The 24713-nt window shown below is 71.9% G+C and carries 25 protein-coding genes; 14 read left to right on the top strand and 11 right to left on the bottom strand.

What is annotated here, in order from left to right; all coding sequences use genetic code 11:
• Nucleotides 1-10: 10 nt before the first annotated feature.
• From CG719_RS13435 to CG719_RS13465, 7 genes are all read right to left on the bottom strand, one after another.
• Complete coding sequence (locus CG719_RS13435; RefSeq protein ID WP_100568814.1) at nt 11-775, bottom strand: ABC transporter ATP-binding protein; 765 nt, start codon at nt 773-775, stop codon at nt 11-13.
• A complete protein-coding gene (locus tag CG719_RS13440) occupies nt 772-1572 on the bottom strand; it encodes an ATP-binding cassette domain-containing protein (RefSeq protein ID WP_100568815.1) in 801 nt (266 codons plus the stop codon). Before CG719_RS13440 ends, CG719_RS13435 begins: the two co-directional genes overlap by 4 nt.
• Nucleotides 1569-2447, bottom strand: coding sequence for an ABC transporter permease (locus CG719_RS13445; RefSeq protein WP_100568816.1), 879 nt, complete (start codon nt 2445-2447; stop codon nt 1569-1571). The genes CG719_RS13440 and CG719_RS13445 overlap by 4 nt, the downstream gene beginning before the upstream one ends.
• Entirely contained in the window at nt 2444-3409 is a 966-nt protein-coding gene (locus tag CG719_RS13450) for an ABC transporter permease (protein WP_100568817.1), read from the bottom strand. The genes CG719_RS13445 and CG719_RS13450 overlap by 4 nt, the downstream gene beginning before the upstream one ends.
• Complete coding sequence (locus CG719_RS13455) at nt 3409-4929, bottom strand: ABC transporter substrate-binding protein (RefSeq protein ID WP_100568818.1); 1521 nt, start codon at nt 4927-4929, stop codon at nt 3409-3411. Before CG719_RS13455 ends, CG719_RS13450 begins: the two co-directional genes overlap by 1 nt.
• Nucleotides 4930-4974: 45 nt before the next feature.
• The gene (locus CG719_RS13460) at nt 4975-5703 is read right to left on the bottom strand and encodes a DUF1684 domain-containing protein (RefSeq protein ID WP_100568819.1); all 729 of its coding nucleotides are present in this window, start codon (nt 5701-5703) and stop codon (nt 4975-4977) included.
• A gap of 183 nt (nt 5704-5886) precedes the next feature.
• Nucleotides 5887-6438: a DoxX family protein gene (locus CG719_RS13465; protein ID WP_100568820.1), complete on the bottom strand. Its 552-nt coding sequence runs from the start codon at nt 6436-6438 to the stop codon at nt 5887-5889.
• Nucleotides 6439-6648: 210 nt separating this feature from the next.
• Here CG719_RS13465 and CG719_RS13470 point away from each other — a divergent pair, with 210 nt between their 5' ends.
• The 3 genes from CG719_RS13470 to CG719_RS13480 all read left to right on the top strand — a co-directional run bounded on the left by CG719_RS13470 (nt 6649) and on the right by CG719_RS13480 (nt 11253).
• Entirely contained in the window at nt 6649-7905 is a 1257-nt protein-coding gene (locus CG719_RS13470) for an amidohydrolase (protein ID WP_100568821.1), read from the top strand.
• A gap of 206 nt (nt 7906-8111) precedes the next feature.
• On the top strand, nt 8112-8486 hold the full coding sequence (locus CG719_RS13475) for a VOC family protein (RefSeq protein WP_100568822.1): 375 nt from the start codon (nt 8112-8114) through the stop codon (nt 8484-8486).
• Nucleotides 8487-8868: 382 nt separating this feature from the next.
• Complete coding sequence (locus tag CG719_RS13480) at nt 8869-11253, top strand: ATP-binding cassette domain-containing protein (RefSeq protein WP_100568823.1); 2385 nt, start codon at nt 8869-8871, stop codon at nt 11251-11253.
• Between the two features lie 243 nt (nt 11254-11496).
• Here CG719_RS13480 and CG719_RS13485 read toward each other — a convergent pair whose 3' ends face one another.
• Nucleotides 11497-11868 (bottom strand): hypothetical protein, encoded by a 372-nt coding sequence (locus tag CG719_RS13485; protein ID WP_234375559.1) that lies wholly within the window; start codon nt 11866-11868, stop codon nt 11497-11499.
• A 250-nt stretch (nt 11869-12118) separates the two neighbouring features.
• The gene (locus tag CG719_RS13490) at nt 12119-13432 is read right to left on the bottom strand and encodes a PucR family transcriptional regulator (RefSeq protein ID WP_159024871.1); all 1314 of its coding nucleotides are present in this window, start codon (nt 13430-13432) and stop codon (nt 12119-12121) included.
• 253 nt (nt 13433-13685) lie between these two features.
• On the opposite strand from CG719_RS13490, the gene CG719_RS13495 reads away from it, so the two are divergent.
• The 11 genes from CG719_RS13495 to CG719_RS13545 all read left to right on the top strand — a co-directional run bounded on the left by CG719_RS13495 (nt 13686) and on the right by CG719_RS13545 (nt 22618).
• Nucleotides 13686-14912 carry an acyl-CoA dehydrogenase family protein gene (locus CG719_RS13495; protein WP_159024872.1) on the top strand — a complete coding sequence of 409 codons (1227 nt, stop codon included), beginning with the start codon at nt 13686-13688 and terminating at the stop codon, nt 14910-14912.
• A gap of 19 nt (nt 14913-14931) precedes the next feature.
• Nucleotides 14932-15471, top strand: a complete 540-nt coding sequence (locus CG719_RS13500) for a flavin reductase family protein (RefSeq protein ID WP_100568826.1) — start codon at nt 14932-14934, stop codon at nt 15469-15471.
• The gene (locus CG719_RS13505; RefSeq protein ID WP_100568827.1) at nt 15468-16202 is read left to right on the top strand and encodes an enoyl-CoA hydratase/isomerase family protein; all 735 of its coding nucleotides are present in this window, start codon (nt 15468-15470) and stop codon (nt 16200-16202) included. The genes CG719_RS13500 and CG719_RS13505 overlap by 4 nt, the downstream gene beginning before the upstream one ends.
• Nucleotides 16199-17023: a 1-deoxy-D-xylulose-5-phosphate synthase N-terminal domain-containing protein gene (locus tag CG719_RS13510; protein WP_199836628.1), complete on the top strand. Its 825-nt coding sequence runs from the start codon at nt 16199-16201 to the stop codon at nt 17021-17023. The genes CG719_RS13505 and CG719_RS13510 overlap by 4 nt, the downstream gene beginning before the upstream one ends.
• On the top strand, nt 17016-18020 hold the full coding sequence (locus CG719_RS13515; RefSeq protein ID WP_100568828.1) for a transketolase family protein: 1005 nt from the start codon (nt 17016-17018) through the stop codon (nt 18018-18020). The genes CG719_RS13510 and CG719_RS13515 overlap by 8 nt, the downstream gene beginning before the upstream one ends.
• 38 nt (nt 18021-18058) lie before the next feature.
• Entirely contained in the window at nt 18059-19372 is a 1314-nt protein-coding gene (locus tag CG719_RS13520) for a M24 family metallopeptidase (protein WP_100568829.1), read from the top strand.
• Between the two features lie 2 nt (nt 19373-19374).
• A complete protein-coding gene (locus CG719_RS13525; protein WP_100568830.1) occupies nt 19375-19683 on the top strand; it encodes a Dabb family protein in 309 nt (102 codons plus the stop codon).
• A gap of 184 nt (nt 19684-19867) precedes the next feature.
• Entirely contained in the window at nt 19868-20740 is an 873-nt protein-coding gene (locus CG719_RS13530; RefSeq protein ID WP_100568831.1) for an NAD(P)-dependent oxidoreductase, read from the top strand.
• 182 nt (nt 20741-20922) lie between these two features.
• Entirely contained in the window at nt 20923-21156 is a 234-nt protein-coding gene (locus CG719_RS13535; protein WP_100568832.1) for a hypothetical protein, read from the top strand.
• A gap of 69 nt (nt 21157-21225) precedes the next feature.
• Nucleotides 21226-22353: a CapA family protein gene (locus CG719_RS13540; RefSeq protein WP_100568833.1), complete on the top strand. Its 1128-nt coding sequence runs from the start codon at nt 21226-21228 to the stop codon at nt 22351-22353.
• 73 nt (nt 22354-22426) lie between these two features.
• Nucleotides 22427-22618, top strand: coding sequence for a hypothetical protein (locus CG719_RS13545; RefSeq protein ID WP_100568834.1), 192 nt, complete (start codon nt 22427-22429; stop codon nt 22616-22618).
• Here CG719_RS13545 and CG719_RS13550 read toward each other — a convergent pair.
• Nucleotides 22590-23597, bottom strand: coding sequence for a 1-aminocyclopropane-1-carboxylate deaminase (locus CG719_RS13550; protein WP_100568835.1), 1008 nt, complete (start codon nt 23595-23597; stop codon nt 22590-22592). The two genes, CG719_RS13545 and CG719_RS13550, sit on opposite strands and share 29 nt — an antisense overlap.
• A 67-nt stretch (nt 23598-23664) precedes the next feature.
• Nucleotides 23665-24399: a GntR family transcriptional regulator gene (locus CG719_RS13555; RefSeq protein WP_100568836.1), complete on the bottom strand. Its 735-nt coding sequence runs from the start codon at nt 24397-24399 to the stop codon at nt 23665-23667.
• Nucleotides 24400-24713: the final 314 nt, after the last annotated feature.

Genomic DNA, 24713 nt, shown 5'->3' on the forward strand with positions numbered 1-24713 from the left:
CGGTGGCGGTTCAGGCCGGGAGGCGCGGCACGCTGTCTAGCAGGCGGCGGGTGTACGGGTGGGCGGGCCGGGTCAGGACCTGGGCGGTGTCGCCGTGTTCGACCACGCGGCCGCGTTCCAGGACGGCCGTGCGTTCGCACAGGGAGGCGACGACCGACAGGTCGTGGGAGACCATCACCAGGGTCAGCCCCTGCTCCTGCTTGAGCTCGGCCAGCAGGTCGACGACCTTGACCCGGGTGGTGACGTCGAGCGCGCTCACGGGTTCGTCGGCCAGCAGCACCCGCGGAGTGCAGACGGTGGCGCGGGCGATGGCGATCCGCTGACGCTGGCCGCCGGAGAACTCGTGCGGATAGCGGTCCGCCGCGTCGGCCGGCAGGCCGACCCCTTCCAGGGCCGCGGCCACCTTCGGCCGGGCCGTGGCGCGGCTGTCGATGCCCAGGGAGAGCAGCGGCTCGGCCACGGTGGCACCGACCCGGCGGCGCGGGTCGAGCGAGGAGTACGGGTCCTGGAAGACGCACTGGACGCCGCTCCGGAAGCGGCGCATCTGCTCCCGGTCCCGCGGGGACAGTACCGCGCCGTCGAAGCGGACCTGGCCGGCCGTGGGTCGGGCGAGGCCCAGCAGCAGCCGCAGCAGCGTGGTCTTGCCGGCTCCCGACTCGCCGACGAGCGCGAGACTGTGCCCGGCCTCGACCTCGAACGACACGTCCTCGACCACGTTGCCGGTGGCGCCCCGGTAGCGCAGCGCGACGCCGGACAGTTCGAGTACGGGGGTCATCGCGCGCTCCTCAGGTCCAGGGCGGATTCCAGGCGCCGGGCGCTGGCGACGAGGGCCCTGGTGTACTCCTCGCGGGGCGCGCCGACGATGGCCCCGACCGGGCCCTCCTCCACGGCCCGCCCGTCCTTCAGCACCAGGGCGCGGTCGGTCACCTTGGCCACCACGGCGAGGTCGTGGCTGACGAACAGCACCGCCATGTCCCGTTCCCGGACCAGCGTGTCGATGAGTTCCAGCGTCTCGGCCTGGACGGACACGTCCAGGGCGGTGGTCGGCTCGTCCGCGATGAGCAGTTTCGGTTCGCAGGCCAGGGCCATGGCGAGGGCCACGCGCTGGCGCTGTCCGCCGGAGATCTCGTGCGGGTAGGCGCGGGCGATGCGCTCGGGTTCGGGCAGCCGGACCTGGACGAGCGTCCGCGCCACCGCCTGCTGAAGGTCCTTGCCCTTCAGGCCGGTGCGCCTGCGGAGGGGTTCGGCGATCTGGCGGCCCACGCGCATCAGCGGGTCGAGCGCGGTGAGCGGCTCCTGGAAGACGATGGCCGCGTCCCGGCCGCGCAGGGAGGTGAGCCGCTTCTCGGGGGCGCCGACCACCTGGGTGCCGGCGAGTTCGACACTGCCGGTGGCGGTCATGCCGTCGGGCAGCAGACCGAGCACGGCGAGCGTGGTGAGGGACTTGCCGGAGCCGGACTCGCCGATGAGGCCGAGACGTTCGCCCCCGGACACGGTGAAGGACAGGTCGTCGACCAGGGTGCGGCCGTCGCTGGTGCGGACGGTCAGTCCGCGTACGTCGAGGAGGTTCACGCGCGCCTCCGGCGGGTGGCCGGGTCGAGGGTGTCGCGCAGGCCGTCGGCGATGAGGTTGACGCCGATGACGAGCAGGACGAGCAGGATGCCGGGGGCGAGCGCGCCCGCCGGGGCGGTGGTGAAGGTGGCCTGGGCCTCCTGGAGCATCCGGCCCCACGAGGCGTTCGGCGGGGGCGCTCCGAGTCCGAGGTAGGACAGTCCGGCCTCGGCGAGTACGGCGAGCCCGAACTGGAGGGCCAGGTTGACCACCAGGGTGGGCCAGATGTTGGGCAGCACATGGCCGACGACGGTCCTGGGCCAGGACGTGCCGGAGGTGCGGGCCGCGGTGATGTAGTCCTGCGCGAGCACGCGTTTGACGAGGATGCGCACCAGCCGGGCGACGACCGCGCTCTGCGCCAGGCCGATCGCGAGGACGGCCGAGCCGAGGGTCGCCGAGCGTGCGGCGACGATGAGCATCGCGAGCAGCAGGGTCGGGAAGGCGATGAGGATGTCGAGGAACGCCGAGAGCGTGTCGTCGAGCCAGCCCTGCGCGAACGCGGCGAGCACTCCGAGGGTGACGCCGATCGCGGCGGCGACGAGCACCGACCCCAGGCCCGCCTCGACGGCGATCCGCGAGCCGGTCATGACCTGGGTGAACAGGTCGCGCCCGAGCTTGTCGGTGCCCAGCAGATGCCCGTTCCCGGGACCGGCGAGGCGCCCGCCGGAGGTGTCGTCGGCGGAGAAGGGCAGCCAGAACAGGGACACCAGCGCGAGCAGCGCGATGAGGCCGGCGAGGACGCAGCCGACGACGAGCGTGGCCGAGCGCCGGGGACTGCGTCCGCCCGGTGGCGTCTTCTCCGGCCGGACGGTGGGCAGTGTGTCCGCCCGGGTCATCGGGCACCTCCGGAGAGCCGGCCGCGCAGACGCGGGTCGATGATCCGCTGTACGAGGTCGGCGACGAAGCCGATGAGCAGCACGGCGAGGGTGGAGACGAACAGCACGCCCTGGATGACCGGGTAGTCGTGCTGGGCGATGGCGGTGGCGAGCAGGGAGCCCAGGCCGGGCAGCGCGTACACCGATTCCACGACGACCGCGCCGAGCAGGGTCGAGGCGAGTTCGATGCCGAGGATCGAGATGACCGGTACGGAGGCGTTGCGCAGTCCGTGCCGCCACATCGCCCGGCCGAAGGACGAGCCCAGGGCGCGGGCGGTGCGCAGATGGTCGCTGCCGAGGACGTCGAGGGTGGCGGAGCGGACGTAGCGGATCAGGGACGCGCTCATCACCAGGGCGATGGTGACGACCGGCAGGACGAGGGAACGGACCGCCTCGGCGGGCTCCGACCAGCCGTCCGGCGGGAAGCCGCCGGACGGGAGCCAGCCGGCGTTCAGGGCGAACACGGCGATGAGGATCATGCCGAGCCAGAACACCGGGACCGCGATGCCCAGTTGGGACACGCCGCTGAGCAGTGCGCCGTACCAGGTGTGCCGTTTGTGCGCGGCGACGAACCCGGCGGGCACGGCGAGGACGACGGCGAGGGTGAACGCGGCCAGGGTCAGCGGCACGGTGACGCTCATCCGGGAGGCGACCTCGGGTCCGACCGGCAGCGAGCTGACGAAGGAGGTACCGAGGTCGCCGCTCGCCAACTGCCCGAGCCAGTGGACGAACTGCTCGGGCAGCGGCTTGTCGGACCCGATGGAGTGCCGTGCCGCGGCGATCTGTTCCGGGCTCGCACCCACCGAGGTGAGTGCGTTGGCCGGGTCGCCGGGCAGCATGCGCAGCAGGACGAACAGCACCACGCTCGCCAGGGCCAGCGACACCAGGAGGAAGGCGAAGCGCCGCAGGAGATAGCGGGCCATCAGCCCTTCTTCTGGATGTCGTAGACGTAGAACTGCGAGTTGAGGCCGTTGAGCGGGTAGCCGGACAGCTTGCTGCTCGCGACGACGATCTGCGGGTACAGGTACAGCCAGTCGCTGGCCGCGTCCTCGGCGGTCTTGCGGTTGACCTTCTTCAGCAGCTCGGTCTGCTCGGCGGTGCTGGAGGCCTGTTCGGCCTGCTCCACCCACTGCGTGACCTGCTTGTTGTCGTAGCCCCAGTAGAAATCGGGGTTGCCGTACCAGACGAGGTCGCGGTCGTTGACGTGCTCCTGGAGGGTGGCCGAGAAGTCGTGGTTCTTGTAGACCTTCGTGTACCACTCGTCCGGCGTGATCGTGTTGATCTTGACGTTGACGCCGACCTTGGCGAGCTCCGACTTGATGAAGGTCGCGGCGGTGGGGTGCGGGTCGTAGTTCGGGGTGTCGAGGGTGAAGCTGAAGCCCTTGGCGTAGCCGGCCTCGGCGAGCAGCTTCTTGGCCCGCGCCGGGTCGTAGGCGTTGACCTTGGTGAGGTCCTCGTACCAGGGGTCGGTGGGCGGCACCATCGAGCCGATGAGCTTGCCGTAGCCGCCCCAGACGGACTCGAGGAGCTTCTTGTCGTCGATGGCGGAGGACACGGCCTGGCGCACCTTGACGTCGGTGAACGGCTTGGCCTTGTCGTTGAAGGCGAGCAGCAGCTTGGTGGTGGAGTCGCCGTCGTTGACCTTGTAGTTCTGGTTGCTCTTGAACTGGTCGAGGGCGTCGGGCGACTGCTCGCTGGTGACCACGTCGACGGCGCCCGTCAGCAGCGCGTTGTTGAGGGCGGTCGCGTCCTTGTAGTAGTGGAAGACGGCCTTCTTGTTCGTGGCTGCCTTGCCCCAGTAGCCGGGGAACCGGTCCAGGCTCAGCGCGGAGCCGCGGGTCCACTTGCCGAGCTGGTACGGGCCGGTGCCGTCCTCGGTCGTCTTCAGGTTCTTCGCCTGGGAGTTGATGATCCAGACGTAGGAGAGGTTGTAGACGAAGGAGATCGACTTCTTGGACAGCGTGACCTTGACGGTCCGCGCGTCGGGGGTGGCGATGTCCTTGATGACCTGGAGGTTGTTCTTGCGGGCGGACTGGGAGTCGTCCGCGATGACCTTCTCCAGGCTGTACTTGACGTCTTCGCTGGTAAGGGCCTTGCCGCTGTGGAACTTCACGCCGTCACGCAGGGTGAAGGTGTAGGTGAGTCCGTCACCGCTCACCTTGTAGTCCGTGGCGAGCAGCTTATCGACCTTGCCGTCGTCGGTGAGCTTGAACAGCCCTTCGTAGACGTTGCCGTTGAGGGCCTCGGTGACGCCCTGGCCGCCGCCCGCGGTGTTGTCGAGGTTCTGCGGCTCGTAGAGGGAGCCGACGTTGACGGTGGCGTCCTTGTTCGCGGTGCCGCCGGAGGCGTTGCCGCCCGAGCCGGAGCCGCCGCAGGCGGTCAGGGTCACGGCGAGGGTGGCAGCGGTGGCGGTGGCGTACAGGGACGTCTTCTTGATGCTCATGGCTGTGGCGCTTTCGTGCTGGGGGTGCGGGAGGCTACGGGGTGATCAGTGCTGTGCGGGGAAGCCGCCGCGGAAGACGGGGAGCTTCTCACCGGCCTGAATGGGCAGGTGGAAACGGTTCTGCCGCGGCGGCATCGGACAGTTGTACTGATCGGAGAATCCGCAGGGCGGCACGAAGGCGCGGTTGAAGTCGAGCAGGACGCGGTCGTCGTCCTCGGTGCGCCGCACGAAGAGGAAGCGGCCGGCGCCGTAGGTGGTGTCCCCGTTGGTGGGGTCGCCGAAGACGAGCAGCAGGGTGCCGTCGTCGTCGAAGGCGCTGAGGGTGTAGTCGCGGCCGTCGACGGTGAGCGTGATGTCGCCCGGGACGACGAGGTCGCGGGTGCCGCCGTTGTCCCGGATGTGCTCGAAGGCCACGCGCCGGGCGCCGGGTACGGGCGTGTAGGTCGCCTCGAGCACCCAGGCCGGGTCGTAGGGGAACACGTCGACGCGGTCGAAGTGGCGGACGGCGTCCGAGTCGGCGTCCCAGAAGCGCAGGCCGTGCTCGGGCTCGCCGGTGACGAGGTCGGCGCGCTGGAGCGTGGTGACGGTCACCGTCCGCGGCCGGCCCGCGCGAGCGGCCTCGGCGTCCGGGCGCTCACCGGCCGGCAGCCAGCGGGTCTCGACGAGAGCGAGGTTGCCCGTCGGCGAGGTGAGGGCCCGATGGCGCTCGGACCGCCATGCGTCCCACTCCCCCGCGGGGTCGGCTGTGGGCTGGTCGGTGATGGGGTGGGACATGTCAGGACTCATTCGCGCAGCGTTCGGGGGCATCACGCCGCAGATGTCACGCCGCGTGAATTGATGGCCAAAGCGTCACCTTTATCTTCTATAAGGCTCTCTAATGTCAAATGAGATCCACTGGTCGGACGGCGCCCCGGACGGCGGACGGCACACAGCCCGTCCGCCGTCTGGGGCGGGGCGTCAGTGGCGCAGCAGCAGCGTGACCCCGGCGACGACGGCGCCGAGCACGATCGCGGCGACGCCGTGGGCGACGCGGTGCGAGCGCAGCACGGGCAGCAGCCGGTCCACGGCGATCCGGCCGGGGCCGGTCAGGGCGAGGGCCACCGCGGACAGGGCGATGAGCAGCTCGTACTCGACGCCCTGCGGGGCGAAGAAGCCGCCGCCCCACTTGACGGAGATCGCGTTGACCAGCGTGCCGGCGACGGCCGCGGCGGCGAGCGGGGTGAGCAGGCCCAGCACGAGGCCGAGCCCGCCGAGGGTCTCACTGAGCCCGGCCACGACGGCGAAGGCCTTGGGTGAGGGGTAGCCGGAGGCCGCGAAGAACTGCCCGGTGCCGTCCACACCGCCTCCGCCGAACCAGCCGAACAGCTTCTGGGTGCCGTGCGCGGCCATGGTCAGCCCGAGCGCGAGGCGCAGGACGAGCAGGCCGGCGTCGTACGCGTGGGCGGGGGCCGCCGGGGCCGTCTCGGGCGCCGCGGCGGGTCGGGTCGGGGTGGCGTCGGAAGTGGTCATGGTGGTGGCTCCTCGCGGGTCGTGGGGGCGCGGGGTCTCGCGGCGCTGGGCGTGGGGACCCGAGTTAACTTGAAACTTCAAGCTATACCGGACGGTGCTATTGCTACAACTTTCAAGCAGCCCGGCGTGGCGGCCCGCCGGCCTGCCGCGTTCCCACGCGTGTGGTTACGTCGGACATGGCGGCCCCCCACCGGCCGAAGGGGCATCACGATGACCGCACACGACACCGCCCGGCAGGTCCTGGCCGGTCTGGACACCCCCCTGAACCAGGACCTCGAAGCGCTCTACCAGGACCTGCACGCCCATCCCGAGCTGTCCTTCGAGGAGCACCGCACGGCCGCCGAAGTCGCCCGCCGCGCACGGGACTTGGGGTACGAGGTCACCGAGGGCGTCGGGCGGACCGGCGTCGTGGCCAGGCTGGTGAACGGCGAGGGCCCGACCGTGCTCCTGCGCGCCGACTTCGACGCGCTGCCCGTCACCGAGCGGACCGGGTTGCCGTACGCCTCGGCCAACGAAGGCGTGATGCACGCGTGCGGTCACGATGTGCACGTCACCTGCCTGTTCGGCACCATGGCCCTTCTGGCCGGCGCCCGCGAGCGGTGGTCGGGCACCGTGCTGGCCGTGTTCCAGCCGGCCGAGGAGCTCGGCCAGGGCGCCCAGGCGATGGTCGACGACGACCTGTACGGCCGCTTCGGCACCCCAGACGTCGTCCTCGGCCAGCATGTGATGGCGCTCCCGGCCGGCACCGTCGCCTGCCACCCCGGGCTCGCCTTCGCCGCCACCGACGCGCTCCAGGTGCGCATGTTCGGGCGCGGGGCCCACGCGTCCATGCCGGAGGCGTCGATCGACCCGGTGGTGATGGCGGCCTCCACCGTGATGCGGTTGCAGACGGTGGTCTCCCGCGAGATCGCTTCCAAGGACCGGGCCGTGGTCACCGTCGGCGCCCTGCAGGCCGGCACCAAGGACAACATCATCCCGGACGAGGCCCGACTCCAGCTCAACATCCGCACCCACGCCCCGCAGGTCCGCCGGACCGTCCTGGACGCGGTGGAGCGGATCGTCCGCGGCGAGGCGGCGGTCGCCGGGGCGCAGCAGGATCCCGAGATCAGCACCCTGCACACCTTCCCGCTGATGGTCAACGACGACGAGGCGTGCGCCCGGACCATGGCCGCCATCGGTGACGTGATCGGCCACGACAGGCTGACCGACCCGGGAGCCTCCTCCGGAAGTGAGGACGTCGGCGTCTTCGGCACCAGCGCGAACGTGCCCGTCTGCTACTGGCTTCTCGGCGGCGTCGACCCCGACACCTACGCGAAGGCGGACGCCGCGGGCACCCGGAGCCGTGACATCCCGCAGAACCACTCGCCGCTCTTCGCCCCCGTCATGCGGCCCACCCTCACCGACGGCGTCACGGCCCTGACCACTGCGGCCCTCACCTGGCTCGGCCCGGCCCCGCGTTCCGCATGACCCACCCGCGGGGAAGCCGGATCGAGTAGGGTCCTCGATGTGAACACCGGACCGGCTACAGGCCATTCACGGACGGGCAACCCGGTGGAGGGCTGATCGCACCGCGGGTGCCGAGAAGGCACCCCCCGGGTTCGGCACGCGGACCTCCCGTGCTCGTGCACCACGACGAGTCCGTTTCCGTGCCGAATCACAGTCAGGTCAGCCGAATGACAGCCACGTTCAACCACACCATCATCGCCTCCAAGGACCGCGAGGAGTCGGCCCGCTTCTTCCGGGAGCTGCTCGAAGTGGGGGCAGCGCCGTCCTGGGGCCCGTTCACCAACGTCCAGCTCGCCGACGGCGTGCTGCTCCAGTTCGCCGAGCCGCCGGTGGAGATCCAGATGCAGCACTACGCGTTCCTGGTCGACGACGACCTGTTCGACCGGGCGTATCAGCGGCTGTGCGACCGCGGCATCGAGCACTGGGCCGATCCGCACCTGCAGCACCCCGGTGAGATCAACCACGAGCACGGCGGTCGAGGGGTCTACCTGAAGGACCCCGCCGGCCACGGGATCGAGCTGATCACCCGCCCGTATCTGTAGACCGGGGCGGAGCCAGCCTGGCCGGGCACCGGCACCCTGGTGCCCGGCCGGGCGCTCGGCGCGCCCCCTGACCGGCAGTACGTGCCCTGACCGGGCAGGACGCTCTCCGAACCGTCAGGGCGTGCCCCGGGAAGGTCAGGAATCGAGAAGCGCCGGGAACCGGGCCGCCGGTAGCGTGGGCCGAGCCGTCCGGCGATCAGTCCGATGACCTGCGGAAGGGTGCGCAAAGTCGGAATGTGTGGATAATTCCTTGGTTCTCGCGCGGAGCGCGGCCCCGGTGAGCGCCGCCGGACGAGCGTCGCGCCAGCCCGGCCGGCACCGCCGCTCAGGCGGACACCCACCGTCGCCGCGAAGGCGGCACAGCCTCACAGATGGAGACACGATGAGCAACGCCACGGACACGCCGTCGCCCGCGGCACACGCTGCCGACAGCCACGACATGATCCGCGTGCTCGGCGCGCGCGAGAACAACCTCAAGGACGTCAGCATCGAGATCCCGAAGCGGCGTCTGACGGTGTTCACCGGTGTCTCCGGCTCGGGCAAGAGCTCACTCGTCTTCGACACGGTCGCCGCCGAGTCGCAGCGGCTGATCAACGAGACCTACAGCGCCTTCGTGCAGGGCTTCATGCCGACCCTGGCCCGGCCCGAGGTAGACGTCCTCGACGGGCTGACCACCGCGATCATCGTCGACCAGCAGCGGATGGGAGGCGACCCGCGTTCCACGGTGGGCACCGCCACCGACGCCAACGCGATGCTGCGCATCCTCTTCAGCCGGCTCGGACAGCCGCACATCGGCTCCCCCAAGGCGTTCTCCTTCAACGTGCCCTCGATCAGCGGAGCGGGCGCGGTCACCGTGGAACGCGCCGGAAAGACCGTGAAGGAGCGTCGCAGCTTCAGCATCACCGGCGGCATGTGCCCGCGCTGCGAGGGGCGTGGCACGGTCTCCGACGTCGACCTCACCCAGCTCTACGACGACTCCAAGTCGCTCACCGAGGGCGCGCTGACCATCCCCGGCTACAAGCCGGGCGGCTGGAACTACCGGCTCTACAGCGAGTCCGGCTTCTTCGACGCGGACAAGCCGATCCGGAAGTACACCGAGCAGGAGCTGCACGACTTCCTGCACCGCGAGCCGACCCGGATGAAGATCGCGGGCATCAACATGACCTACGAGGGTCTGATCCCGAGGATCCAGAAGTCGATGCTCTCCAAGGACCGGGAGGCGATGCAGCCGCACATCCGGGAGTTCGTGGACCGGGCGATCACCTTCACCGACTGCCCCGAGTGCGGGGGCACCCGGCTCAGCGAGGCGGCCCGGTCGTCGCGGATCGGCGGGACCAGCATCGCCGACGCCTGCGCGATGCAGATCAGCGATCTGGCCGCATGGGTCCGCGGCCTGGACGAGCCGTCGATGGCACCGCTGCTCGCCACACTGCAGCAGACCCTCGACTCGTTCGTGGAGATCGGCCTCGGCTACCTCTCGCTCGACCGCCCGTCGGGCACGCTGTCGGGCGGCGAGGCACAGCGCGTGAAGATGATCCGCCACCTCGGCTCCTCTCTGACCGACGTCACCTACGTCTTCGACGAGCCCACCACCGGACTGCACCCGCACGACATCCAGCGGATGAACGACCTGCTGCTGCGGCTGCGTGACAAGGGCAACACCGTGCTCGTCGTGGAGCACAAGCCGGAGACCATCGCGATCGCCGACCACGTCGTCGACCTCGGTCCCGGAGCCGGTACGGCGGGCGGCGCCGTCTGCTTCGAGGGCACCGTCGAGGGGCTGCGGGCCAGCGGCACCCTCACCGGCCGCCACCTCGACGACCGGGCGTCCGTGAAGAAGACGGTGCGCAAGCCGACCGGCACGCTGGAGATCCGTGGCGCCGACGCGCACAATCTGCGGGGCGTCGACGTCGACATCCCGCTCGGCACGCTCGTCGTCGTCACCGGCGTGGCCGGTTCCGGCAAGAGCTCGCTGGTGCACGGGTCGATCCCGGCCGGCGCGGGCGTGGTGTCGGTCGACCAGGGCGCGATCCGCGGCTCGCGGCGCAGCAACCCGGCGACGTACACCGGACTGCTCGAACCGATCCGCAAGGCGTTCGCCAAGGCCAACGGGGTGAAGCCCGCGCTGTTCAGCGCCAACTCCGAGGGCGCCTGCCCCACGTGCAACGGCGCCGGCGTCATCTACACCGACCTGGCGATGATGGCCGGTGTCGCCACCACCTGCGAGGAGTGCGAGGGCAAGCGGTTCGACGCGTCGGTGCTGGAGTACCACCTCGGCGGCCGCGACATCAGCGAGGTGCTGGCGATGCCGGTGGCCGAGGCCGAGGAGTTCTTCGGCGCCGGAGAGGCCCGCACACCGGCCGCGCACCGCGTCCTGGGCCGGCTCGCCGACGTCGGGCTCGGCTACCTCACCCTGGGGCAGCCGCTGACCACGCTGTCCGGCGGCGAGCGGCAGCGGCTCAAGCTGGCGACCCACATGGCCGAGAAGGGCGGCGTCTACGTCCTCGACGAGCCGACCGCGGGTCTGCACCTCGCCGATGTCGAGCACCTGCTGGGCCTGCTCGACCGGCTCGTCGACTCGGGCAAGTCGGTGATCGTCGTCGAGCACCACCAGGCGGTCATGGCGCACGCCGACTGGATCATCGACCTCGGCCCGGGTGCCGGTCACGACGGCGGCCGGGTCGTCTTCGAGGGCACCCCCGCCGACCTGGTCGCCGCGCGTTCCACCCTCACCGGTCAGCACCTCGCGGCGTACGTCGGCGCCTGACCGGGGCCTTCGAAGCCTCCGTACCGCGTCCGCGGCCCGTCACTTCGGCCGTTGACGCGGTACGGAGGCGGGTCCCGGGGCTCGTGCGGCTCGTCGCCGATCATGAGGGCCGGCGACCCTCCTCGCACAGCTCACGCAGCCGCGCCGTGACGCCGCCCCGGCGGGCCGGGCCCTCGTCACGGCGCCGTCCGGCGCGACGGCATGGCCGAGGGGGCCGGCGGTGCGGACCGCCGGCCCCCTCGGTCATGCCGCGAGGGCGCCCGTCCGCAGCGGGCGGCGCGGCGCGACCGGGGTCTCCGCGAGGCCGACGCGGTAGGTGGTCCTGGTGGAGTCGACGAGAGGTTCGCCGAATGTGATCCGTCCGCTGGAGTGCAGCATGTCGCACAGGTCGGTGGGCAGCGCGACGTAGCAGCTTCCCCGGCCGGTGCGGGGCTCGAACGGCTGCCAGTAGCTGTACCTGCGGCGTCCGCCCGCGTGCACGGTGAGGAACACGAGCATGCTCGGGTCGGAGATGATGCGCAGCAGTTCCGCGCCTGAGGGGCTGAGGGGGGCACCGGCACGGCTGTGGGGGTGGCGCAGGACGACGGCGTGGGCCGGGCCGGGTATGGACTGCATCAGCGGTGGCCTTCCTCGAGGCTGGGACTGAAGATCACTTACCCAGCTCGGGCGATGTTGATCTCTCTTTCCCGCGGCATTTTCCAGCATGTCACCGACAACAGGGCGGCGACACGCCGAAGTTGTGTCCAGTCCGCCCCGGCGCGCGCTCCAGATGATCCGTGACGTCCTCGCGGAGAATCCCCCGCGTCTACGTCGTCAACGAGGACGCCAACGCGTTCGGCCCTCGTACCGGCCCGCCCCACGGTGCTCAACTCCCGCCGGGGAACAGCTCGGCGAGCAGCAGCGCGCATCGCAGTTCGGTCGTGGTGTGCCCCTCGGGGAGCAACTCCGCCGCCCGGTTCAGGCGGTAGGAGATCGTGTTGCGGTGCGCGTGCAGTGACTGGGCGGTCTGCGCGATGCTGCGGTCGCTGTCGATGTGCACCGCCAGCGTCCGCCGCAGCTCGTCCATCCGCGCGTCGGTACGGTGCAGCGGTCCCAGCACCGAGTGCGCGAACGCCCGCGCCCGGTGCGGATCGGCGGCGAGCAGCGAGACCAGCTCGACGTCCGGGTAGTCCACGACCTGGCTGCCGGTCGCGCCGAGCCGGGCCACCCGCCGGGCGGCGACCGCCTGCTCGTGCGTGGTGCGGAAGCCGTCCACGCCGACCGCCGGCCGGCCCACCGCGACGCGCAGCGGCGGCGGCAGCGTGGCCTTCGTGTCGAGGACCGCCGGCACGTCGCCCTGGGGGCTGCCGAGCCAGACGTCCACCCGGGTGGCACCGCGCCGGATCACGAGGGGCCCGGGCTCGCTGAGCGTGAGACTCGCCAGGGACCCGGCGACGCCCGCGAAGTCGAACAGCCGCGCCGTCTCGATGTCGAGCCCCTCGAGCCAGAGGATCAGGCCCACATGGGTCTGCTCCAGCCGGTGGCCGAGATCCTGGTCGGCGTCCTCGGCCGGCCGGCGTGTTCCGCCGAGGATCCGGCGCACCGCCTGCATCCGGGCGCCCTCGGTGCTCTCCTGCCACCGGCGCGCCTCCGCGGCGTAGGCGCGCGTGATCTCGCTGATGAACGCGGACCAGCTCTGGATGACCGCGCGCGTGGCCGCCTGGACCGTCTCCAGGCGCCGCTCGGCCGGGACCAACTGCCCGATGCGGCCGATCAGTTCCTGGATGAGGAACTCCTGCCCGGTGTGCACGTTGCGCACGACCTCTTCGAGCGGGATGCCCTCGGCGACGTAGAACGCGATGTTCTGCGCCGGCTCGCTCGACTTCCCCAGCAGGGTGACGTCCTGTGTCACCAGCGCGGTGAGCGTGTCCAGCGTGCTGGCCTCGGTGGCCCGTCGCAGCGCCTCCCGCTCCTCGTCCGAGCGGTCCCCGGGCCAGTCCGTGAGCGTCTCCAGGATGTAGGCCGCCATCCTCCTGCCCGCGTCCACGCCCCAGGCGGTCGCCCGGTCGCCGATCGCCCTGGCGGCCCGGCGCCGTGTGGCCAGTGACGTGACCGGCTCTGTCACCGCGCCCGGCGAGAGGCGGCGGATCCAGTCGTGCTCCATGGTGCTCTCCTCGGTACTGGCGGGCACTGTGGCCACATCGAACCACTTCCCTCCCGGTATGAGCACCGGTCCGGTCCCCGGAGCGCGAAGACCTGTTCACCCCGCACAGGACCGGTGACCAGGCTTGTGCGCGGTGCCCCGCCCACCGGCGGGCGGGGCCGCCCCGCTCCCCCGGATCCACACCCCCGGCCGGGAACTTTGGGGCCGCTGACCATGGGCCCGGGCACGACCGCTCGCCCAGAGTCCTCTCCACGAACCATCCATGCGGGCAACCCAACGGGAGTGGGAAATGAGTGTGACCACCCTGGCGAGCGAGGTCGTGTCGCTCCCTTCGGCAACCGGTACCGAGCCGGACACGGAGATCGTCGAGCGTGCCACCGCCCTGCGTGCGCTCATCCGGGAACACGCGGAGCAGGGCAACCGTGAGGGCCGCGTCGTACCGGCCGTGATCGACGCGCTGGCCGGACAGGGCCTGCTGAGCCTCACCGTCCCCCGGCGGTACGGCGGCGCGGAGACGAACTCGCGGACCACCGTCGACGTGCTGGCCGCGCTGGCGCAGGCGGACGGATCCACCGGCTGGTCGGCGATGCTGCTGAACATCGGCAACTGGTTCGCGACCACCTGGCCGGTCAGGGCCCAGGACGAGATCTGGGGCGAGGACCCCGCGAGCCGCTGCTGCGTGGTGCTGGCGCCGTCGGCCAAGGGCCGTCGTGTGGAGGGGGGTTGGGTGGTCTCCGGCCGCTGGCCGTACGCCTCCGGGTCGTACGCCGCCAGCCACGCGATCATGGGATTCCTCGCCCCGGAGGAGGACGGCGGCGCCGGCCACGCCCTGGCCGTCCTGCACCCGGGCGAGTGGACGATCGAGCGCTCCTGGTTCCCGATCGGCATGCGGGCGACGGGCAGCGACACCGTGGTCGCCGAGGAGGTCTTCGTCCCCGACCACCGCGTCCAGTACTTCGACGACCTGGTCAAGGGCGACTACGCGACCGAGCTCCGCGACCGCGAACCCCGGGCGAACGCCGCGTTCCTGCCGGCCGGCACCGTCATCTTCGGCGGCATCCAGATCGGGCTCGGGCGGGCGGCTCTCGAGCACTCCCTGGAGCGGATGAAGGCCAAGGGCGTGGTGGGCACCGTCTACACGCAGACCCGTAACTCCCCCGTGCACCAAGTGGCCGTCGCCCAGGCGATGTCGAAGGTCGACGCGGCCGAACTGCTCGCCCACCGCGCCTGCCGGGACATCGACGAGGCCGCCCTGCGGGGGGAGTACCCCGCGGAACTCGCCCGCGCCCGCGTCCGTCACGACGTCGGCCACATCGTCACGCTCGTCCAGGAGGCCGTGGACGCGCTGCTCAAGGCGGCGGGGTCCAGCAGCTTCATGGAGACCAGCACGCTGGCCCGGCTCTTCCAGGACGTCGGCATGGCCGGCAGCCACGTGCACGCCACCCCCGGCATCGCGGCCGACGTCTACGGCAAGTTGCTGCTCGGCGCCGACGGCCCGCTGCCCCTCCATGTGTGAGCCGGATCGGAGCGATTCCATGACCGCGACCCTTTCCCCCCGCGAGGCCACCGCCGTGACGCCCGAGCGGTTCCGCCACGTCCTCGGCCACTACCCCACGGGCGTCACCGTGGTGACGGCCCGTACCCCGCAGGGCGACCCGGTCGGCATGACGATCGGGAGCTTCACCTCCATCTCACTCGACCCGGCGCTCGTCGGCTTCTTCCCGGCCAGGACCTCCGGCACCTTCCCGGCGATCCGCGACTTCGGCAGCTTCTGCGTGAACGTCGTCGCGGAACAGCACCACGAGCTCTGCGCACGCTTCGCCGGACCCGCCGGCCGGCGCTTCCAGTCCCTCGCCTGGCGGGAGGCCCCCTCGGGCGCGCCGGTCCTCGACGACGCCCTCGCCTGGATCGACTGCGACATCGAGCAGATCACCGACACCGGCGACCACCACCTCGTGGTGGGCCGGGTGCGGGCGCTGAGCGCCGAGCCGGTGCGGCGGCCCCTGCTGTTCTTCCAGGGCGGACTCGGCTCGTTCCGCCCGCTGACGACCGACGTGAGGAGTGAGGAACGATGAACCGGTCAGTTGCCGGGACGGCCCCCGTGAGCGCCACGAGGCGCGGACCCGCCACCTGGATCGAATGGGACAACGGCGCACGCAACCTGCTCGACCTGGAGGTCACCCGCGCTCTCGTCCGCGCGCTGCGCGAGGCCGACGAGGACAGCGCGTCCTCGGTGATCGTGCTGGCGGGGTCAGCGCGGACGTTCTGCGGCGGCGCCGACCTGGCGAAACTGAAGGCGACCGGGACCGCCCGGGAGTTCGCCGCCGAGGTGATCGAGCTGCTGGGGCTCGTACCGCTGCTGCGCAAACCGGTGCTCGCCGCGGTGCGGGGCGACGCGCTGGCGTCGGGCTTCTCGATCGCGCTGCTCGCCGACGCCTGCGTCGCGGCCGACGACGCGGAGCTGGGCACGGTCGAGGTGGCCGGCGGCGGCTGGCCGATGATCGCCCAGGTTCCCGTGCGGCACCTGCTGCCGGCGAAGCTCGCGACGTACAACCTGGTCACCGGCCGTACGTTCACCGCCGCGCGTCTTGCGGCCCTCGGCGTGCTGGCCGGTACCGCACCGTCCGCCGAGGTCGACCGGCACGTCCAGGAGCTGGCCGAGGCCGCGGCCCGGTCCGGCGCGACGGCCGCGACGGGACGCCGCGCCCTGGCCGAGCTGAGCGTCAACGCGGGTTACGCCGCGGACCTCGACTCCGCAATGGCCCACTTCGTCGCCATGCTGGGACCGAAGGAGGCCGACGCGTGAGCGCCCTCGACACGGGCACGGCCTTCGGCACCGACGCCGCCGTCGACCTCGCCCGCCGGATCCGGCTGCACGCGGTGCGGATGGTGACCCCGCACGGGTTCGGCTACCTCGGCCAGGCCCTGTCGTCGGCCGAGCAGCTGGCCGTGCTGCACACCCACTGGTTCCGGCAGGGCGTCGACCGCTTCGTCTGCTCCCCCGGGCACTACGTCATCGCCGCGTACGCCGTGGCCCGCGAGGCGGGCGAACTCACCGACGCGCAGCTCGGCGAGTACGGGCAGGACGGTGCCGACCTGGAGGCGATCGGCACCGAGACCAGTCCCGCCGTCGACCTCACCTGCGGTTCGCTCGCCCAGGGCCTGTCCGGCGCGGCCGGGTTCGCGCTCGCGGACCGGCTGCGCGGTCTGGAGGGCTCCCGGCGCACCTTCGTCCTGGTCAGCGACGGGGAGATGCAGGAGGGGCAGACCTGGGAAGCGGCGCTGTTCGCGGCCCACCACCGGCTGCGCGACGTGGTGGTCCTGCTCGACGCGAACGACTCGCAGGTCGACGGCCCGGTCAGCTCGATCACCACGATCGACCCGCTGGTGGACAAGTGGGCGTCGTTCGGCTGGTACGCCGAGGAGGTCGACGGCCACGACACCGCGGCGCTCCGGGCCGCCCTGGGGCGCGCGATCGAGGACGAGCGTCCGGGCGTGGTGGTGGCGCGGACGTCCACGGTGCACGGGCTCGCCTGTCTGCCCGAGGACGCGGACGGGCATTTCATCAAGCTGCCGGCCGAGCTCGCCGCCCGCGCCCTGGCGGAGTTGGAGGACGGCGATGCGTGAGGCCCCCTACCGGACCGAGCTGAAGCCCTACGGCCGCGCGCTCGTGGAACTGGCACGCACCCGCGAGGACATCGTGTGCCTCTCGGGCGACCTGACCCGGCAGTGCGAGGTCGACCTGTTCCAGGACGTCTTCCCGGAGCGGTTCGTCCACGCGGGCATGGCCGAGGCCAACATGATGTCGATGGCCGGAGCCCTCGCCCGCGAGGGGCTTCAGCCCTGGGTGCACACCTTCGGCGTGTTCGCCACCCGACGGCCCTACGACCAGATCGTCAACGCGATCGCCTGTCCCAACCTGCCGGTCCGGATCATCGGCTTCATGCCCGGGATCTCCACCCCGGGCGGGCCCAGCCACCAGGCGATCGAGGACGTCGCGATCATGCGGGCACTGCCGAACATGACCGTGATCGACGTCGCCGACGCGGTGGAGATCCGGCAGGCGGTGCCGCGGCTCGCCGATCTTCCCGGCCCGGTCTATCTGCGCCTCAAGCGCGGTGAGATCCCGGTGGTGTTCGACGACGACCACGAGTTCCGCGTCGGGGCGGGCCGGCAGCTCCTGCCCGGCGGCGAGGTCGCCCTGCTCACCAGCGGCATGATGCTGCCCGCCACGCTGCGGGCAGCGGCCGGGCTGCGCGCCCACGGCGTCGACGCCGGTGTCACCAGCCTGCCGACGATCAAACCCCTCGACCACGGCGCCGTCCTCACCGCCGTACGAGGTGCCCGCGGCGTGGTGACGGTGGAGAACCACAGTGTCGTCGGCGGACTCGGGTCGAGTGTGGCCGAGGTCCTCGCCGAGGCCGGAGCGGGCGTGCCGCTGCGCCGCATCGGCCTGCGCGACACCTTCGCCGAGGGGTCCAGGACCGGCCCCTACCTGTTCGAGAAGTACGGCCTGTCCGTGCGGGAGATCGTCAAGGCCGCCTGGGAGCTGACCGGCCGCGAGGGGCCGGCCCCCGAGGTCGCCGTGCCCGAGCCGGAGACCGGCGAGTACGCCCCCGTGTGAACGGCAGTTCCCTCCAACCACCGTAGAAAGAGAGCGACATGGCACTGCATGGCATCGCCTCGCCCGGCGCGACCCTCGGCGTCGACTGGGAGGAGCGCGTCGACTTCAAGCGGCTGCGCACCGAACGTCTGGCCCGGGCCCGCGCCGCGCTTGAGGCCTCCGACCTGGGGGCGCTCATCCTGTTCGACCAGAACAACATCCGCTACACCACCGCCACCCACATCGGGAACTGGGCCCGGGACAAGCTGTTCCGCTGCGTGCTGCTCATGCGGGGCGAGGACCCGATCCTGTGGGACATCGGCTCGGCGGCGCGGCAGCACAGGACGCACGCGAGCTGGCTGCCCGAGTCCAGCTGGCAGGCCGGCATCTCCAGCTGGCGCGGTTCCATCCCCGAGAACGTCGGCGTGGAGGCCGGCAACGCCCGGCGGATCGCCGGGCACCTGCGGGAGCGTGGACTGCACCGCGAGCCGGTCGGCGTCGACGTTGTCGAGATCCCGGTGCTGCGGGCCCTGGAGGGCGAGGGCCTGCACATCGTCAACGGGCAGGAACTCATGCAGCAGGCCCGCAGGATCAAGACCGTCGACGAGATCGCGCTGCTCGACCACGCGGCCGGCATGGTCGACGCGGCCTACGACGAGCTCTACCGCACCCTGCACGTCGGCATGCGCGAGAACGAGGCCGTGGCCCTGGTCAACCGGGTCCTGTACGAGAACGGCTCGGAGGAGGTCGAGGCGGTCAACGCGATCTCCGGTGAGCGGTGCAGCCCGCACCCCCATGTGTTCAGCGACCGCATGACCCGTCCCGGCGACACCGCCTACTTCGACATCATCCACTCCTTCAACGGCTACCGGACCTGCTACTACCGCACCCTCAACATCGGCAGTTCCAACGCCGCCCAGCGCGACGCCTACCAGCGGGCCCGCGACGCGATCGACCAGGCCATCGCCGCGGTACGCCCCGGCGCGACCACCCGCGACGTGGCCCTGGCCCTGCCCAGCGCCGCCGATCTCGGGTACGCGAGCGAGGAGGAGGCGTTCGGCCTGCAGTACTGCCACGGGGTCGGGCTGTCGGTGTGGGAGCAGCCGCTGATCAGCCGCTACCACTCGCTGGAGCACCCGGTGCCGATCGAGGAGGGCATGGTCTTCGCGCTGGAGACCTACTGGCCCACCAAGGACGGCTCGTCCGCGGCACGTATCGAGGAGGAGGTGGTGGTGACCGGGGACGGTGCCCGGGTGATCACCCGCTTCCCGGCCGACGAGCTTCTGGTGGCCGGCACCCGCTACTGGAACGGCTTCGGCTTCGCCGTCGACTCCGGCGACCGGGCCCCGGCCGGCGACACGGCGAGGAGCTGACCGTGCTGGAGCACTACGTGGTCTTCCGGCCCCGGCCCGGCCGGGAGCGGGAGCTGGCCGGCGCGCTCACCGAACTGAGCGAAGGACTGGCCGGCGAAGTCCCCGGGATGACGGATCTGACCTGGGGCGACAACACCAATCCGTCCGGCCTCGACCGCGGCCTCACCCACGGCTGCCTGGGCCGGTTCACCGACCGGGAGGCCTTCGAACGCTACTGGGCCCACCCGGCCCACGAGCGGTTCATGCACGTCCTCGACGACATCTGCGAGGACCGGTTCGCGCTCGACTACACGAGCCGGACGAGCGGATGACGACGGCGTTCGGCGGGCGACGGCAACGGGCCCGCTGCGCCGTTCGGTGAGTGAAGGAGTCGGGTCCGGGGCGCGCGGGCGGTCATGACGGGCTGCCGGACGCGTCGGGAGCAGGATGACCGCGACGCGGTACGGCCGAGGGGCCGAACGGAGCGACCGGGGCAACGGGATGGGAGCAACAGGGATGGATGGGATCGGGTTCGTCGGGCTCGGCACGATGGGCCGGCCGATGGCGCGCAGGCTGCTGGCCGCCGGCCACCGCGTGGTGGTGTGGAACAGGTCGCGGCCGGCGGTCGAGGAGCTGTGCGGGGACGGGGCGGAGGCCGCGGCGGACCTCGCGGAGGTGTTCCGGCTCCCCGTCGTGATGAGCGTGCTGTCCGACGACGCCGCCGTCCGGTCGCTCATCCTGGACAGCGGGGTGCTGGACGACGCCGAGTGCCGCGTGCACGTGAACCTCGCGACGGTGTCGGCGGGCTTCGCCGCCGAGGCGGAGCAGCGGCACACGCAACGGGGCATCGGGTACGTGGCGGCGCCGGTCCTCGGCCGGACCGACGTGGCGGCGGCCGGAAGGCTCAACGTCCTGGCCGCCGGTGCCCCGGAGGCACTGGACCTGGCACGGCCCGTACTCGAACCGCTGGCCGCGCGGATCTGGGAACTCGGGACCGATCCGGCACGCGCCAACGTCGTCAAGATCACGGTCAACTTCCTGCTGGCCGCCGCGGTCGAGGCCACCGCGGAGGCGACGTCGCTGGTGGAGTCGTACGGCGTCGACGCCGCCGCGTTCGTCGAGCTGATCGGCGGCACGCTGTTCCCCGGCCCGGTCTACGGCACGTACGGCGGGCTCATGGCCGAACAGCGTTACGAGCCGCCCGGGTTCACCGCGCGGCTCGGGCTGAAGGACGTGGGCCTCGCCCTGTCGGCGGCGCAGCGGCGCGACCTGGCCCTGCCCACCGGCAGCCTGGTGCGGGACGCCCTGCTCGAAGCCGTCGCGGCCGGCTGGTCGGAGCGCGACTGGGCCACGCTCGCCGAGGTCGCCCGGCGCAGGGCGGGCCGCTGACACGCGCGAAAGCCCCACGTCGCGGGGCGTGGGGTCCGTCGGAGTGGTTGTGCCGCGGCGGCCGGTCCGCCCGGTGCCGTTGGTGGAATACGGCTCGGGATGCGCGACCCGGTCCTCGGGACGCGCGACCCGTTCCGACGCCGGGGCACCGGTCCGTCCGGCACAGCGAGGAGTGAAGGCTCATGGCAGTGTGCGAGGTCTGCAACAACGACTACGAGATGTCGTTCGAGGTACGCGCGGGCGACGCGGTCCACATCTTCGACAGCCTGGAGTGCGCGGCCCAGCGGATCGCGCCGACGTGCGGCAACTGCGACTGCCGCATCCTCGGCCACGGTCTTCAGGCCGACGGGCGCTTCTTCTGCTGCGCCAACTGCGCGCGCCGGCAGGGAGTCGCCCAGCTCGTCGACCACGCCTGACCTCTCGGCCGGAGGAACACGGCGCGCCCCGCCCACCTCAGTACTCCTCCCGGTCACTACGGTGGGGGTATGCGCGACGGCGTGGTGACGCTGTTCCTGTGCGGCGACGTGATGCTCGGCCGCGGCGTCGACCAGATCCTCCCGTGCCCCGGCGATCCGGTCCTGCGGGAGGCCTGGGTGCGCGACGCCCGGTCGTACGTCGAGCTGGCGGAGACGGCGAACGGCCCGATCCCCGCCCCGGTCCCACCGCGGTGGCCGTGGGGCGAGGCGCTGCCCGCGCTGGCGGCCGCCGCCCCGGACGTACGGATCGTCAATCTGGAGACGTCCGTGACACGCAGCGGCGCGTTCGCGCCGGAGAAGGAGGTCCACTACCGGATGGACCCGGGCAACCTGGCCGCCCTGGAAGTGGCCCGGCCCGGCGTCTGCGTCCTGGCCAACAACCACACGCTGGACTTCGGCCGTGCGGGGCTGCTGGAGACACTGGACTCCCTGGCGGGTGCGGGACTGCCGGTGGCGGGCGCAGGCCGTAACGCGGAGGAGGCGTTCGCGCCCGCGGCGCACCCGGTGGCGGACGGCGTGCGGGTGCTGGTGTTCTCCCTGGGGACGACGTCCAGCGGCATACCGCGGAGCTGGGCGGCGACGGCGGACCGCGCCGGTGTCGCGTACGTTCCCGCGGCGACGGCGGAGGCGGCCGCGGCGGTCGTCGCACGCGTACGGCGGGCGCGGTCCCCGGGCGACATCGTGGTCGTCTCCGTGCACTGGGGGTCCAACTGGGGCTACCACGTCCCCCGGGAGCAGATCCGCTTCGCCCACGCGCTGGTCGACGGCGGCGTCGACGTCGTCCACGGGCACTCCTCGCACCACCCGCGCCCCGTTGAGGTGTACCGCGGCCGGCTGATCCTGTACGGCTGCGGCGACTTCATCGACGACTACGAGGGCATCTCCGGCTACGAGGGTTACCGCGACGACCTGCGGATCGCCTACTTCCCCTCGCTCACGGTGGAGACGGGACGGCTCGCGGAGCTGCGCATGGTGGCGCTGCGGGCCCGGCGGATGCGGCTGGAGCCCGCCACCGGGGAGGAGCGCGCATGGCTGCGGGCGACACTCGCCCGGATCAGCACGGGCGTGGCCATCACCTCGGAGCCGGACGGCACGCTCGCTGCGGCGGGTACGGCGACGACCGCGCGGGAGCCGTAAGGCCCCCGCGGCGGCGATCCCGGCGCCCGCCCGCCGAGCGGCCGGGACCGGGCGCCGGACGTACCTTCGGAACATGGACGAGGTGCCCCGGCGCATCGCCCCCTCGACGGACCGGACCGCCGCGGCGGTCCTGCTCGGCTGCCTGCCCGAAGAGGTCGGCTACTGCCCCCGCTGCCACGGACTGACCCACCGCTACGGGCGGAACGCCCAGGTCCTGTGCCCGGCCTGCAGTGCGGTCAGTGGAAGACGCCGCTGTAGGCGTTGAGGGCGGGCTGGCCGCCCAGGTGGGCGTACAGGACGTTCGAGCCCTTGGGGATGTCGCCGCGCCGGACGAGGTCGATGAGGCCGGCCATGGACTTGCCCTCGTAGACAGGGTCGATGATCATGCCTTCGAGGCGTCCGGTGAGGCGGATGGCGTCCAGGGTGGACTGGACGGGGACGCCGTAGAGGTCGCCGGCCCAGCCCTCCAGGACCGTGATCTCGTCATCGCGCAAGTCCCGGCCCAGACCGATGAGTTCGGCGGTGTTGCGGGCGATCTTCGCCACCTGGGCGCGGGTCTCGTCGATCTTGGCCGAGGCGTCGATGCCGAGCACCCGGCGGGGCCGGTCCTGGCCCGCGAAGCCGGCGATCATGCCCGCGTGCGTGCTGCCGGTGACGCTGCAGACCACGATCGTGTCGAAGAAGACCCCGAGTTCTTGTTCCTGCTGCTGGACCTCGTAGGCCCAGTTGGCGAAGCCGAGGCCGCCCAGGGGGTGGTCGGAGGCTCCGGCGGGGATGGCGTACGGCGTGCCGCCCGCGGCGCGGACGTCCTCCAGGGCCTGGTGCCAGCTGTCCTTGAACCCGATGCCGAAGTCCGCCCGGACCAGACGCACGTCGGCGCCCATGACGCGGGACAGCAGGATGTTGCCGACCTTGTCGTTGACCGCGTCCGGCCATTCGACCCAGCTCTCCTGGACCAGGACGGCCTTCAGACCCGCCTTCGCGGCGACCGCGGCCACCTGCCGGGTGTGGTTGGACTGGACGCCGCCGATGGTGACCAGGGTGTCGGCGCCCTCGTGGAGAGCGTCGGGGACCAGGTACTCCAGCTTCCGGGTCTTGTTGCCGCCGAAGGCCAGACCGCTGTTGCAGTCCTCCCGCTTGGCCCAGATACGGGCACCGCCGAGATGGTCACTGAGCCGGTCCAGCGGGTGGACGGGGCTGGGGCCGAACAGCAGGGGGTGGCGCTCGAAGGACTCAAGAGACATCTGGGGCTCCTCGCGGAATCGTCTGCCGGGGGATGTGGGTCCTGCGTGGGGCGTGGGGACTGGTGGGTCAGCGCCGAGTGACACCTCGGCCGGGTCCGCCGTCCCGCTCGTCGGTGTCGGCTTCGGTATCGGCGTCGGTGTCGAGGAGCGCGGTGTCGAGGAGCGGCAGCAGCGTCTGCCAGTTGGCACGGGTGGCGGCCACGGCCCCCTCGACGTCCCCGGCCTCGCACAGCGCGATGATCCGTTCGTGCTGGGCGACTGAGCCGCGGCCGCTCAGCGAGGAGAAACGCAGCCTCTCCACACGGCGCAGCACCGGCGTGAACTGCTCCAGTACGGTACGGACGGCCGGGTTGGCGCAGGCGGTGACGGCGACGTCGTGGAAGGCGTCGTCGGCGTCGATCGCCGCGTCGACGTCGCCCCGGCGCAGGGCGTCGGCGAAGCGCGCGTTGGCCTCGCGCATGGCGGCCGGCTCGGCGGCGGTCAGGTGGGGCATCGCCTCGCGGACGGCGAGTTCGTGCATGGCCGCCGTCACCGACTGGGCCGCGCGGGCGGCGCGCACGTCCAGGGGGCTGACCATGGTGTAGCGGCCGGGCTTCGTCCGCACCAGGCCGGCCTGCTCCAGACGTGCCAGGGCCTCCCGCACCGGTGTGCGGCTGACGCCCAGCCACTCCACCAGGTCGGTGTCGTTGAGGCGCTCCCCCGGTGCGAGGGTGCCGTCGACGATGGCGTCCCGGATGGCCCGGTAGGCGTTGTCCCGGAGGAGCGACCTGGAGACGAGTCCCCGGCTCTGTGGCACTGGCATGCAATATATTGCACGCTGCATGACGGATAACTGTCAAGAGTGCGCCCGCACGGGTCCTCCCGCGGCCGGCGGCCGGAGCCGCGCGCGGCCTTGTTGACCCATCTGGCTGTATGTGACGGAGCGGGTCACCGTCTCGCGTGTTTCGATCAGCAAGGAGGCGAACGACATGGGGGCCGCGCGTCCCTCGGGGGCCGGGTGCCACCGCCTCCGTCGACTTCCCACCGCACGGCGGCGGAAGGGCCGCCGCGGTGGCCCGGTGTCGATCGCCGGCGAGGGCCGGTCCGCCTCGTCACCCACTGGGCGGCCGGCGGTGC

It is taken from the genome of Streptomyces sp. CB01373, from assembly GCF_002803075.1.
Classification (GTDB): domain Bacteria; phylum Actinomycetota; class Actinomycetes; order Streptomycetales; family Streptomycetaceae; genus Streptomyces.